This is a genomic window from Trinickia camelliae (assembly GCF_053525655.1).
In genome coordinates this window covers 71235-85007 of the sequence record NZ_JBCHAA010000016.1, presented here as the reverse complement: position 1 = coordinate 85007, position 13773 = coordinate 71235, and the positions used below count along the sequence as shown (strand labels likewise).

Here is a 13773-nt window from a genome sequence, read left to right as displayed (position 1 = left end):
CAAACACCTCGCTTTGGGAACATCGCCTCACGCCGTAGCGGTCAGTTATCGCGAGCCGCGCTCGGCCGCATCGAGCGAACCCGCTTCACATTGGAACGCTGCTGGAGCCGCAATGTGCCGCTGCGCGTCCTCAAGGCTGCTGAGGAAAGCGTTATGAGGGGCGCCCGGGATTCGCAATTATGCGATGCAGCGCATAAGGCCATCTCTCGTTATGCGCCGAAGCGCATACGCGCTCACCTTGTTTGCGCCCTTGGGGCGACGCAAACTCCTTCCCCTGAAGCGGGATCAGACGCCAAGGACAGGGCAATCATGGCTCTGAACGGTGACGGACCGATAAATCTGATTATCAGTCCGGATGCAAATTCAGTCTAAACTGGCGGTCATGAAAACGCGTGACACCTTGCCGGTCGACGAGACCGATTCCAGCTTCCCCGACGAAGCGGAGCTCGCCGCATTGCGCAGTTGGTATGCGGGCCTTGACGCACGGGCCGCCGTTGTCCGCTATCTGGGCGACCGAAGAGCAACCGGCGCATCCTCGCGCGGCGTGCTCGGCCGGATACGTCGGCGGCTCATCGCGTACGCGCAGGCGCGCCATCGCGGGGATCTGGCGGGCGTCTTCGTCGATCGCCCAACGAAAGCATCGGCGGATCGCGTGGCCCGCGCAATCGAGACGCTGCGCAATCTGCCGGTGCCCGTACCGATGATCGCCGATCCGGTGGATCTGTGGTTACCATCGCGTATCGTTGCATCACTGCACGCGCACGGCATCCGGACGCTGGCCGACCTGACCGTGCGGATTCCGCGACGGCGTCGCTGGTGGTTGGCCATCGCCGGACTCGGTGTTGCAGGCGCGCGCCGAATCGAGGCGTTTTTCGCCGCCCATGCTGCCCTGACCGAACGCGCGCGTGCGTTGATTGTCGCTACACCGGTCGGCAACATCGTGCCATGGGAGCAGTTGCGTGTGCCACACGAGGTCGACGGCTCGCGCGGACAGTTCCGCGCCCCGGTGGACGCCTGCCTGCTCAAGGCTTCGAATGACTATGAGGCGGTTCAGTCCTGGCTGTCGCTGCACGAGTCGGCGGCCACGCAGCGCGCTTACCGGAAAGAAGCCGAACGCCTGATCTTGTGGGCGATCGTCGAGCGCGACTGCGCACTGTCGTCTCTCACCACCGACGATGCGATCGCGTACCGGAGTTTCCTGCGGCGGCCGACACCGCGTGAACGCTGGATCGGGCCATCGCGGCCGCGGCACAGTGTCGAATGGCGGCCCTTCAACGGCGCTCTGTCACCCCGCTCAGCGGCGTACGCCCTGAACGTTCTCTCGGCGATGTTTCGCTGGCTGGTCGAGCAACGCTACGTGCTCGCGAATCCGTTCGCCGGCGTCAAGGTCAAGAGCCACGCGCAGCGTGCGGGACTGGACGTGTCCCGCGGCTTCTCCGAAGGCGAATGGCTGCTGATCCGCACGCTCGCTGACGGCCTCGAATGGTCGTACGGCTGGAGCGAAACAGCCGCGCAGCGCCTGCGATTTCTGCTGGACTTCGGCTACGCGACCGGCCTGCGCGCGAGCGAGCTGGTCGGCGCGAAGCTCGGCGATATCCGTCGCGACGAATACGGCGATCACTGGCTGCATGTACTCGGCAAAGGCGGCAAGCTCGGCAAGGTAGCGCTGCCGTCACTGGCCCGAACCGCGCTTGATCAATATCTCATGCAGCGCGGCCTGCCAGTCACCCCGGAGCGCTGGAATTCCGCGACGCCGCTCGTCGCAAGTCTTGAGGAAGATGGTGCGCGTATCGAAAGCACGCGCCTCGGGCGCGTGCTGCGCCGGTTCTTCGTGCTGGCGGCCGACGCGATTCAGGACGAACGACCGGCGACCGCTGAGAAGCTGCGGCGCGCGAGCCCCCATTGGATGCGCCACACACACGCGTCGCACGCGCTCGCGCGTGGCGCCGAGCTGATCATGGTGCGGGACAATCTCCGTCATTCGTCGATTTCGACGACGTCGACCTATCTGCATAGCGACGAGGTGCAGCGAGCTCGGCAGTTCAATCAGGCATTCGAGGCGCGTAAGGTCTAAAGTACGAGCGCGCCGATCGCAAATTGGCCAAATGAGGCGCCCTGATGAAGGACAGGATCGCGAGTGTGCTTCAACAACGACCAAGGTTTTGCAATGGGATACGCGATTCGAACGTTTCTGGTCACGCCGGACGACGGCATCCGGAAGATCGGAGTGACGCGTTACTGGAACATGCTGGGTGCTCCGGACAGTCATCGCCTGCCGGAGTTTGCTGATCAGCGTGTGCACCTCGCAAACCTGACCATTGAACTGTTGAACCGCAAGCCCGTGCACGTGGTCAATCGGGATTTTGTGATTGTCACTTTTGATGCGCAGGGCCGTCTCAATGTCGATCAGATAATGCAGCGCGGTAGCTCGCTGTTTGAAGTCTTCATGGCCTCCAACCTGGGCCGTAACGACAAGGAGGGCACTGCGAAGGTTGTCGATGCCACGGCCCGCTTTACCGTACAAGGCAGTCAATGGACGCCAACACCCGCCTTGATCCAGGCCCTTGACGAGGCAGCCCTGGGATTGCGACGGTGTCGAGGCGTTTAGGCGGCTAGACGCTTATGGCGATCCGAACATAAGCCGAGCGTAGTTCATAACTTAAAGGCTTATGATAGAAAATTGCGCTCACCTTGTTTATCCCCCGTAACCACCGCCCGGCAATGCCGAATGATCGACTCCACTGGCGCCCGGCAGCTTTTGCAGTGCGTCGAGCTCGCAACGGCTGCCGACCTGCAAGCCGAACCCCACGAACCGCGATTTGGACGCCTTGCGAACGACATAGCAAAAGTGCGAGGCACCCGCGCCGCGCAGGAGCAGCAAGGTTTCGTCACGCGAAACGGTTTGTAGCCCGAAGTCGTTGAGAAAACGCTCGGCTTTCTCGAGGTCTGGCCGATCGAACATCAAATAGGCCAAAGCCGTCGCTTTTGCCGTCGGATTCGGATGACGCGCCGGTTGCTCAGTCGTCAGCTCCGGGGCGGCACCGTTTTCGGTGGTCGTCTCCATAGTCCCTCCATTTATTTCATTAGACCGGCGTCCGGCGCCGTTAATGACATTAAACTCATCACTGATAGTTTTGTCAATATAGAGGTTCGAATCTATACTGTGAAAAGGACCACAAGTGACTCGATCATGACGACCACGACCAATCGTCGGACCCCAAAACGCTCGCCGCGTGCGGCGCCCTCGCCGGCCCCCGTTGTCGAAGAGCGGGAGCCGCGCGGTGCTCGCCGCAAACGTGAAACCCGCGCCCGTCTGCTTGATGCCGCGCTGAGGCTGATGGCCGAGAAGGGCATGGAAGGCGTCGCAATCAACGAAATCACCGAGGCCGCTGATGTCGGCTTCGGCTCGTTCTATAACCACTTCGAGTCGAAAGAGGCGATCTATTCGACCCTCGTCGACAATGTGTTCGAGGAATTCGCGGACATGCTCGACCGCCTCTCGGGCGGTATCCCTGATCCCGCAGAGGTCGTTGCGGTTTCGGTCCGTCATACCATCCTTCGTGCGCGGCATGATCCGGTTTGGGGCCGATTCCTGATCCGAGAAGGTTTTTCCGCCGGCATGTTGAGCCGCGGGTTAGGCCAGCGGCTGCTGCGCGACATCGGCAACGGTATCGAGGCGAAGCGATTCGTTGTCGCCGACCCCCTGATTGGCTTTCTCGCGGTAGGCGGCACAGTACTTTCTGCAATCGCAGCCGAACTGAACTACGTCGTGCCGGGCGCAACCGCTGCGGACGTCCTAGAAGAACTCGGCTTCAATGGCGAGCACCTTCCCGAGCGTACGGCAGCCATGCTCCTGCAGACGCTCGGGCTCAAGCGCGCAGAAGCGGAGAAGGTCGCAGCGCGTCCGCTGCCGGCGGCAGAGGAAACCGTCGAGGAAGACTGACGGAAAGCACGCGTGGACCGCGATCCCGCGCACATGCGCAGAACCGCGACGCCCATTGGCGCTCAGTCAACGGCGCGCGGATGAAATTTGCTTGCTGCTCGTTGAGAGACGAATCCGGCGTCCGTCAATTGAGCGACGCCGAGGACAGGAGGACAGGAGGACAGGACAAGGCGTTCGGTGCGCTCTTGCGCGATGCCACCGCCTGCCTTGACGGGCTGTCCGCCGTACTCGCGGCGAGCCCGCGTACCACCTCGGCGATTTGCGCGGCGATGATGGCGATCGCGCGCCGGTGACCGTCGACGATCGCCTGATAGCCGTCCGACACGGGTTCGCTCAACACGCTGTGACAGGTCAGTGCGCCCGCACCGTCCGGCCTCTGCACATTCCATACGACGTCGACCAGCACATGGGAGCGAGGCCACGATTCGAAACGCTGGACCTCGGCGGCAATCTGATAGACGGGAACGTCTGCCCCGTTCACCAGCGCGCCGGGTCCGGCCATGCCGGCCTGTCGGCTGACGCCGGCAATGAGCGCGGAGCGGATCTCCTCCGCGAGCGACGAAGCCCAACGATCGTCCTCCAACACCTTCACTTGCGCCGCATCGACCTGCACGACAAGCTGACTTCTCGCGACGGCGGCAGGCACTTTCACAGGCCGCACGTCGATGCGCCAGGCAGAGGCTGCGCTACTGGTCGCGGGCGTCGCCGATGAGTCGGTTGCGAGCGTATAGAAGCGCGCTGAAGGCGAAGCGCAAGCCCCCACGAAGACGAGGCCCGCGACGGCCACTGCGCGTGGCAACCCACGTAGCGAGGGGCGTAAGATCCGGATCATGGCTGGTCTCCCTTCTTGCCAAACAACAGCGCCTGCGGATGGCGCTCGAGGTAATCAGCAAGCGCATTCAGCGATTGCAACGTACGCGTCAGTTGCTGCATCGCGTCCTGAATGTCGGACTGCATCGGCGCAGCCTGGTGAAGCGTCGTTTCGGCGGTGCTGAAAGTCTTTTGCGCGGCCGCCAGCGTGTCGCGCGCTTGCGGCACGACCTCGGTGTCCATATGACCGAACAGCTTGTTGGCGTTTTCGAGCGCACCATTCAGGTTGTTCCCGATCTTGTCGAACGGAACCTGGTTCAGCTTTCGGGCGATGTCCGCGACCTGCACCTGCAGCTCGTCGAGCGTGTTCGGCACGGTCGGCAGTTCGATCGGATTGCGGCTCACATCGACACTCGCGCGAGGTGCTTTCGGGAACATGTCGAGCGCGACGTAGAGCTGGCCGGTCAGCAGGCTGCCGGTTCGCAACTGTCCGCGCAGCCCCTCCGTCACGAGGTGCTGAAGCAGCTCGTGACCACCCGGCGTGTTGGGGTCGGGCAGCGCGTCATTCGAGCGTCGGCTCAGGCGGTCGGGATATAGCGCCATCGAGACCTTCATGCTGAAACTCTTCTGCGCTTCGCTGTATTCGATACCGATGTCGGTCACCTGCCCCAGCACGATCCCGCGAAGATCCACCGGCGCGCCGACGGACAGCCCTCGCAGCGACTGGTCGAATCGCATTACGATATTGAGCGGCTGGCCGTCAGGCTCGCGCATCGCCTCCTGCTCGTCGGCCGCGAGCCGGAACTCGGCCTTGTCCGCTGCGAGCGCTCCGCCGTCCTGACCGGGCGGACTCTGGAATGCCAGCCCGCCGACCACGACGGTCGCAAGAGACTGGGTATTGAGCTTCAGACCGTTCGAATCGAGACGCAGATCGACGCCGCTTGCGTGCCACCAGCGCGTCTGGGTCCTGACATACTGATCGAACGGCGCATTGACGAACACATTCACGATCACACCGTCGCCGTGAGGGTCGAGGGAGAAGCCGACCACCTGCCCGGCCTGGATACGATGGTAGAAAACCGGCGCGCCGATATCGATCGAGCCGAGCGATTCGCCTCGCAGCGTGTACTGATGTCCCCGTTGGCCCGTCGTGACGATGGGCGGGTTTTCGAGTCCGACAAAGGCGGTTTGCGTGTCGGCCGAGCGTCCGATATCCGCGCCGATGTAGGCGCCCGAGAGCAACGTACCGAGGCCCGAGATCCCGTTGGCACCGACGCGCGGACGCACGACCCAGAACCGTGTGCCTTCTGTTGCGAATCGCGCGGCGTCCTTGCCGAGCTGGATGCTCACGATTACGCGCCGCAAATCCTTCGACAGCGTGATAGCTTGCACGAGGCCGATGTCCACGTCCTTGTACTTGACCTTGGTCTTGCCCGCCTCCATGCCTTCCGCGCTATCGAAGGTGACGGTTACGACGGGCCCTTTTTCAGCGACCGATTTCGCCACGAGCACAATGCCGATCAATGCACAGATCAGGGGAACTAACCATATTAGGGACGGCAGCCAGCGCTTGCGCGGCCGAACTTCGGGGCTGGGCAGATTGGGAAGATGCATCGTACGGGTATTTCAGAGAGTCCGGTTTGTTGAGAGCCAGCGCCGCAGTCAGTGCACGCTTCGCCGATCGGTTCGTGCGCAATGCTTGTCTGCATCGACGTCGTCCCAGATGAGCCGTGGATCGAATTGATGCGACGCGAGCATCGTGAGGATCACCACCGCCGCAAAAGCGAGCGCGGCCGGTCCTGCCGTGATGACCGCAAAAGAGCCGAAATGCACGAGCGTGACGGTCAGTGCGACGACAAAAACATCGAGCATCGACCAGCGGCCGATACGCTCGACGAGCCGATAAAGCGCGGTGCATTCCCGAGGCCGCCAGGCTGAGCCTCGACGAGCGGTTAGCGTGAGAAGCGTGAGAACGGCCAGCTTGAGCATCGGTACGAGAACGCTCGCGACAAATACCACCACGGCGAGCGGCCAGTCGCCCGAAGTCCAGAAGTACGCGACGCCGCCCAGGATCGTGTCGTCCTCGGAGCGGCCGAGCGACGACGCATGCATGATCGGGAGCAAATTGGCCGGGATATAGGCGAACACGGCAGCAAGCAGCAGACTGGTGGTTCGCGTGAGGCTGTCTGCGCGGCGTTGGTGTAGCGGGTGCCCGCATCGCGAGCAGCGCTGGTGCGTCCGGCCTGCTGCGTGCGCCTGAACCAGACCGCATGCGTGACAGCCGACCAGTCCTGCGCGCTGTGCGGTCATGGCGGACGAACGCGCCTGTTCGCGCGTTCGCTGCGCCCCCAGAAAGCGCTCGCGTCGACCAGCGACTCTTTTCCAGTGAATATCGGTCTTGCGGGCAGACGTGAGCCGCTCGTGGACCGCCCACAGCCGGCCAGGATCGAATGATGCGACGACGGCCAGCATCACGGTCAACCCAGCCAATGCAAAGAGGCCAGGCCCCGCGATCACGTCGGCGATGCTGACCATCTTCACGATCGTCACGAGCACGCCAAGCATGAATACTTCGACCATGCACCACGGACGCACCAGTTGCACGACGCGCAACACCCGGTTGAAACGGGGCGGGACCTTGCCGATGCGAAGCGGCACCAGCAGATAAAGAAAGGCGATCAGCTCGATCAGCGGAAAGAGTATCGATGAACAAAACACCATCGCCGCGACCGAGCGCATATCGCTTGTCCAAAGCGAGCGCACCGCGCCAACGAGCGTCGCTTCGGACGTCATGCCGTTGGCATTCAGCTCGATCACCGGGAAAGCCTGCGCGATGCAGAACGTGATCAACGCGGCGAGCGTCACGGAGCAGATGCGGTCGAGCGACGCGCCGACGCCCGCCAATGCGCCCAGCTTCGCTGCGCATCGCGTGCAGCTCGCGACGCGCGCTCCGACGTCCGCTGGCTTGCGCATCAGCAGATCGCATTCGTGACAGGCAATCAGTCTGCGATGTTCCATGCTTGTCATACGCGCGCGATCATTGCGTCGACGCTGCCGTCTGCTGCGCCACGGGCAGTTCCCCCATCGCCTGGAACAACGCCGCCGTATCGCTCATGCGCTGGCTCGCTGCGCGTACCGAGCCGATCTGCGCGTTGAGATAGCGGGACTCGCTGGCGTGTGTTGCCGACGACGGAAGCGCGCCCATGCGATGGCGCGACGCCGTATCGTCGAACGCGGCGTGCGCGGCGTCCGCGGCAACGTCCGCCGAGGCGAGCGTCTGCGCGTCGTTATCCAGCGCGGCCAGCGAATTCGCGACATCCTGGAACGCGGAGAGCACCGTCGACTTGTAGTGCAGCACGGCGGCGTCGTATGCATCGATCGACGCGCGACGCTCCGCGAACAAAGCCCCGCCATGGAAGATCGGCTGCGACATCGCCGCGCCGAGCGCCCACAGGCCGCCCGCGCCCGAGAACACCGCCGGCCAGCTGAAGCCGCCGCGCCCCATCGCGGCCGTGAGCGACAGGCTCGGGAACATCTGCGCCGTCGCGGCGCCGACGTCGGCCGCGGCGGCCTTGACGGCGGCGTCCGCTGCCTGGATGTCCGGGCGCGAACGCAACAGGTCCGAAGGCACCGCGACGGGCACGTTCACGGGCAGCGCGAGACTGTCGAGATCCGGCACGCCCGGCGCGTTGTCCGGCGTGCGGCCGATCAGCACCGACAGCGCATGGACCGCGCAAGCGCGTTGCTGCCGCAGTGCAGGCAGCGTCGCAGCGATCGACGCCGCATCCTGTTTCGATTCGAGCATTTGGGCGCGGGAGACCGACCCGAGCGCGAAGCGCTGCTCGTCCTCGTTCGCGGCGGCATTGGACACTTCCACGAGCCGCTCGGTGAGCGCGATCTGCCGGTCGAGAGACGCGACATTGATCACGCTCGCGACGATGTTGGCGGCAAGCGCGCGCCGCGACGCCTCCAGTTCGAATGCCTGCACGTGCACGCGCGCGGCGCTTGCCGAGTTCGTGTAACGCGTCTGGCCGAACAGGTCGAAGGTGTAATGCGCGAACACCTGGCCGGCGAAGAAGTTGTATTGCACCTGCTCCGGTCCGACTCCCGGCACGACGGGCGCGCGGGCGCGCTCGACCTGCACGGCGCTGTCGATCGACGGCAGCGTCGATGCGCCGACCTGCGCGCGCAGTTGTTCTTGCGCGGCCGCGAGCGTGCGCTGGGTTGCCGCGAGGTTCGGGCTGTTGCGCAGGCCCTCGTCGACGAGCGCATCCAGCGCGTTGGACCGGTACAGGCGCCACCATTGGGGGGCCGCTGTCGCGCCGACATCGAATGTCTGCGCGACGCCACCGGCCGTCACGGTTTTCGACGGCTGCGCCTGCGCGCCGTAGTGCTCCGGCGAAGGCATCGCTGGCGCTTCGCCGCTCGGCCCGAATGAGCAAGCCGCGATGCTCAGTGCGGCAGCCACCGCCAGCACGGAAGTCCTATAGGTAAAGCTCATCATCAAGCCTCCGTATGCTCGGCGACGAGCGGTTGCGTGCCGCGTTCGTCGCGCCGGACCCTGAAGCAGGTCGCGTAGAGCGCCGGCAGAAAGAACACCGTCAGCACCGTGGCGACGGTGATGCCGCCCATCAGCGCGGTCGCCATGGGGCCGAAGAAGCCCGAGCGAAGCAGTGGTATCAGCGCGAGAACGGCGGCGGCGGCGGTCAGCATGATCGGCCTGAAACGCCGCACCGTCGCGCCGATGACAGCGTCGAAGCGCGGGTGCCCCGCCGCGATGTCCTGATCGATCTGGTCGACGAGGATCACGGAGTTGCGCATGATGATGCCGAACATCGCGATCACGCCCAGCAGCGCGACGAAGCCAAACGGCTTGCCGAACAGCAGCAGCGCGGTCACCACACCGATCAGGCCCAGCGGCGCGGTCAGCACGACAATAAAAGTACGCGCGAAGTTCTTGAGCTGGATCATCAGCAGCGTGAGCACCGCGATGATCATCAGCGGCATTTCCGCGTTGATCGAAGTCTGGCCTTTCACGCTCTCCTCCACCGCGCCGCCCACGTCGATCCGGTAGCCGACCGGCAGCCTCGCGCGCTCGGCCGTCAGCGCACGGTCGATGTCGCGCGTGACGTCGATTCCCTGCGCGTCGCCGCGCACGTCCGCCTGCACCGTGATGGTCGGCTGGCGGTCGCGCTCCCAGATCACGCCGTATTCCAGCGCGTCGCGCACGTGCCCGAGCGAGCCGAGCGGCACCGGGCCGTTCGGCGTCGGCATGGCGAGGCTCGTGAGCTGTGCGGGGTTAACGCGCTCGCTCCTGGGCGAGCGCAGGTCCACGTCGATCAGCTTGTCGCGCTCGCGGTACTGCGTGACCGTGTAGCCGGACAGCGTCATCGCGAGGAAGCTGGAGACGTCCTCCGACGTGACGCCAAGCTGCCGCGCCCGGTTCTGGTCGATCTCGAACGAGATCGAGCGTTCAGCGGGCTCGTCCCAGTCGAACTGGACGTTGCGCGTGCGCGAGTCGGCGCGGGTCTTTTCTGCGACCGTTTCCGCAATGGCGTGCACGGTCGCGATGTCGTCGCCGCTCACGCGGAACTTGATCGGAAAGCCGACGGGCGGCCCGTTTTCGAGGCGGGCGACGCGCGTGCGAACTCCGGAGAAGTCCTTCTCCAGTTTCGCGTCGAGCCAGTGCATCAACTGTTCGCGCGTCTCGACGTCTTTCGCGGTAACGACGAACTGCGCGAAGTTCGGCTGCTGAAGCTGCTGGTCGAGCGGCAGGTAGAAACGCGGCGCGCCGGTGCCCACGAAGTCGACGAAATGCTCGATTTCCGGCTTGCCACCCAGCACCTTTTCGAGGCGCTTCGCTTCACGCAGCGTCGCTTCGAACGAGGCGCCCTCCGGCAACCTCAGATCGACCAGCAGTTCCGGCCGCTCCGAATTCGGGAAGAACTGCTGCGGCACGCGCGTAAAGGCCGCCATCGCGATCGCGAACAGCACGACCGTGACGCCGAGCACGGCCCAGCGGCGGTCGATGCACCATCCGACCCAGCCCGACAGACGCCGGTAAAAGGCCGTGTTGTACACGTCGTGCTCGTGGTCATGCTCACCGCTCCCGTGGCGTTTATGCTCCGGCAGCAGGTGGAAGCCCAGCAACGGCACCAGCACGACCGCGGCGAACCACGAAACGATCAGCGCGATAGCCGACACCTCGAAGATCGAACGCGTGTACTCACCGGTGCTCGATTTGGCGAGCGCGATGGGCAGAAAGCCCGAGACCGTGACCAACGTGCCGGTCAGCATCGGAAAAGCCGTACTGGTATAGGCGAAGGCCGCCGCGCGCAGGCGGCTCCAGCCCTGTTCGATTTTCACGGCCATCATCTCGACGGCAATGATCGCGTCGTCGACCAGCAGCCCCAGCGCGAGCACGAGCGTGCCGAGTGATACCTTGTCCAGACCGATGCCAAACAGATGCATGCACAGCGCCGTGACCGCGAGCACGATCGGGATCGTGATCACCACGACCATGCCGGTGCGCAGACCGAGCGAGATGAGGCTCACGACCAGCACGATGGCCACGGCTTCTCCGACCGCCTCCACGAAGTCATCGACCGAATGCTTCACCGCGTGCGGCATGCTCGACACGGCCGAGAGCTTCAGGCCCGCCGGCAGCGAAGCCTGAAGTTCTGCCGTCTTGGCGTCGAGCGCCTTGCCGAGGTCGATCACGTCGCCGCCCTTTTGCATCGTCACACCGATGCCGAGCGCAGCCTGGCCGCCGACCCGCATCTGCGTCACGGGCGGATCGTCATAGCCGCGCTGGATCGTCGCAATGTCGCCCAGGCGAAACGACCGCTTGTTCACGGTGATCAGCATGTCGGCGAGCGCCTGCTCGTTCTTGAATGCGCCGCTCGGCCGCACGAACACACGGTCATCCGCTGTCGTGATGGTACCGACGGGCGCAACGGCGTTCTGCGCGTCGATCGCCTGAGCGAGTTGCTGCGGCGTGATGGCTAGCCGCGTGAGTTGCGCGTTCGAAATTTCGACGAAGATGTGCTGATCGGGATCGCCGAAGTAGTCGACCTTCGCGACACCGGGCACCCGCAGCAGCACGGTGCGGAGCTTGTCCGCGTAGTCGTGCAGTTGCGCGGGCGAAAAGCCGTCGCCTTCGAGCGCGTAGACGTTCGTATAGACGTCGCCGAACTCGTCGTTGAAGAACGGCCCCACCGTTCCCTTGGGGAGCGTCGCCTGGATGTCGCCGACTTTCTTGCGCACTTGGTACCAGGTCTCGGGCACTTCCTTGACCGGTGCCGAGTCCTTCATTGCGAAGAAGATCATCGACTCGCCGGGCCGCGAGTAGCTCTTGATGTTGTCGACGTACGGCGCCGCCTGCAACTGGCGGCCGATCCGGTCGGTGATCTGCTCCTGCACTTCGCGGGCCGTTGCGCCCGGCCAGTAGGTCTTGATGACCATCGTGCGGAACGTGAACGGCGGATCTTCCGATTGCGCGAGTTTGGTGTAGCCGATCACGCCGAACAGCGTGGCGAGCCCTATCAGGAAAATCACCAGTTGCTGGTGCCGCAGCGCCCACGCAGACAGATTGAAACCCGTTGCGTCAGCGCTCGAGCCGTCGCCAGTAATGATGCGCACGTCGTCGCGCGCGTTTTCATGGTCGCGTGCGTTCATGACGGAAAGTCCTCTAGATGCAGCGGCGGCACGACCTGCACGTGCTCGCCGGCGCTGACCGCATGCACGCCTTGCAGCACGACCCGGTCGCCATCGTGGAGGCCCGAGCTGACCGATACCGAGCGTTCGTCGTAACGCGCGATGGTGACCGGACGCAGTTCGAGCGTGTCGCTACCCGTGCGCGCCACCCATACGGCGGGTTGCTCGCCCCGGTGAAACAGCGCCGTGACGGGCAACGTGTACGACTGTCCGTTGCTGGCGTTGCCAGTGGTATCGAAGGTCACGTTCGCGGTCATGCCGAGACGCACCTCCGGGCCCGGCGAAGTCAGCGTCAGCTTGACCCGCCAGGTGCGGCTTTCCGGATCGGCGGCGGCGGACACCTCGCGCACCGATGCATCGAAAGTCTTGCCCGGCAGCGCGGGCAGCGTGACGTGTGCCTTGCTGCCGACTGCCAGAGCATTCACCGTTGCTTCGGGCGCGTCGCAAGCAATATCGATGTCGCCGGTCCAGTCGAGGTGATACACCGCTTGCGTTGCCTGAACGTTCTGGCCGGTATCGGCATCTTCCGAGGTAATCGCGCCATCGTGGTCGGCGACCAGCGTCGCATAGCGCAGGTGATCCGTGGCAAGTGCCATCTGCGCGAGCCCGGAAGTACGCTGCGCGAGCGCGGAAGCGTAGGCGTCCTGGGTCTGCTCCAGTTGCGCAGTCGAAATCAGGTTGGCACGTGCCTGCGCCTCGTCGCGATCGAGCTGCTGCTTCGCAAAGACGAGGCGATGTTCGGCGGCATCGAGTTGGGCGCGCGCGTTGACGAGGTTGTTTTGCAGATCGGTCGGATCGAGCAGCGCGACCGTCTGCCCCTCTTTCACCATGTCGCCGATCCGCACCCGCCGCTCAATGATTTTGCCTCCCACGCGGAATGAGAGAGGCGTGGAGTAACGCGCCTGCACCTGCGCCGGCAACGAGTCGCCCGCGATATGCCCATCCGCGTGTACGGCACGCGCGACCACAGGCTTGGCCTCCTGCACAGCGGCTTCGTCGTGATGGCATCCGCAAATGAGGATTGCGCTGCACGCCGCGATGACGGCGGGTGCCCGGTGCATCGACCGCGCGTAGGAAAGTAATAGGGAGCGCGCCCGCATCGGCGCGACGGGACCGGAGTGTTTCACGATGTTCACAAGGAAGCTGACGAATCCAGATAGAAAGTCATCCGCGCTGACTGAGGCCAGCGGCGCGGGCGGTTGTTGCGGACCAGTGGCACCGATCGGCGCGAAGATGAGATTAAACCCATAACTGATGATATTGTCAATGATGACAATATCAACTAATATCGCAACAAACTATGA

Annotated in this window: 9 protein-coding genes and 1 pseudogene; 3 read left to right on the top strand and 7 right to left on the bottom strand. The window is 64.2% G+C overall.

Features of this window, described 5'->3' with window-relative positions:
• Nucleotides 1-382: 382 nt before the first annotated feature.
• The gene (locus AAHK20_RS24570) at nt 383-2074 is read left to right on the top strand and encodes a site-specific integrase (protein WP_449184113.1); all 1692 of its coding nucleotides are present in this window, start codon (nt 383-385) and stop codon (nt 2072-2074) included.
• 63 nt (nt 2075-2137) lie between these two features.
• Nucleotides 2138-2608 (top strand): hypothetical protein, encoded by a 471-nt coding sequence (locus tag AAHK20_RS24565; protein ID WP_449184112.1) that lies wholly within the window; start codon nt 2138-2140, stop codon nt 2606-2608.
• 96 nt (nt 2609-2704) lie between these two features.
• Here the strand turns inward: AAHK20_RS24565 and AAHK20_RS24560 are convergent.
• Nucleotides 2705-3064: pseudogene (locus AAHK20_RS24560) on the bottom strand (VOC family protein); the annotation flags it as partial.
• Between the two features lie 126 nt (nt 3065-3190).
• Here AAHK20_RS24560 and AAHK20_RS24555 point away from each other — a divergent pair.
• Complete coding sequence (locus AAHK20_RS24555; RefSeq protein WP_449184111.1) at nt 3191-3943, top strand: TetR/AcrR family transcriptional regulator; 753 nt, start codon at nt 3191-3193, stop codon at nt 3941-3943.
• A gap of 124 nt (nt 3944-4067) precedes the next feature.
• On the opposite strand, the gene AAHK20_RS24550 is transcribed toward AAHK20_RS24555, so the two are convergent.
• Genes AAHK20_RS24550 through AAHK20_RS24525 form a run of 6 tightly spaced genes read right to left on the bottom strand, consistent with a single transcriptional unit; the run spans nt 4068 to nt 13530 of the window.
• Nucleotides 4068-4775: a PqiC family protein gene (locus AAHK20_RS24550; protein ID WP_449184110.1), complete on the bottom strand. Its 708-nt coding sequence runs from the start codon at nt 4773-4775 to the stop codon at nt 4068-4070.
• A complete protein-coding gene (locus AAHK20_RS24545; protein ID WP_449184109.1) occupies nt 4772-6367 on the bottom strand; it encodes a PqiB family protein in 1596 nt (531 codons plus the stop codon). Before AAHK20_RS24545 ends, AAHK20_RS24550 begins: the two co-directional genes overlap by 4 nt.
• Nucleotides 6368-6415: 48 nt before the next feature.
• Nucleotides 6416-7771, bottom strand: a complete 1356-nt coding sequence (locus AAHK20_RS24540) for a paraquat-inducible protein A (protein WP_449184108.1) — start codon at nt 7769-7771, stop codon at nt 6416-6418.
• A 19-nt stretch (nt 7772-7790) separates the two neighbouring features.
• The gene (locus AAHK20_RS24535; protein ID WP_449184107.1) at nt 7791-9254 is read right to left on the bottom strand and encodes an efflux transporter outer membrane subunit; all 1464 of its coding nucleotides are present in this window, start codon (nt 9252-9254) and stop codon (nt 7791-7793) included.
• Nucleotides 9255-9256: 2 nt separating this feature from the next.
• On the bottom strand, nt 9257-12430 hold the full coding sequence (locus AAHK20_RS24530; RefSeq protein ID WP_449184106.1) for an efflux RND transporter permease subunit: 3174 nt from the start codon (nt 12428-12430) through the stop codon (nt 9257-9259).
• Nucleotides 12427-13530, bottom strand: coding sequence for an efflux RND transporter periplasmic adaptor subunit (locus tag AAHK20_RS24525; protein ID WP_449184105.1), 1104 nt, complete (start codon nt 13528-13530; stop codon nt 12427-12429). Before AAHK20_RS24525 ends, AAHK20_RS24530 begins: the two co-directional genes overlap by 4 nt.
• Nucleotides 13531-13773 lie beyond the last annotated feature (243 nt).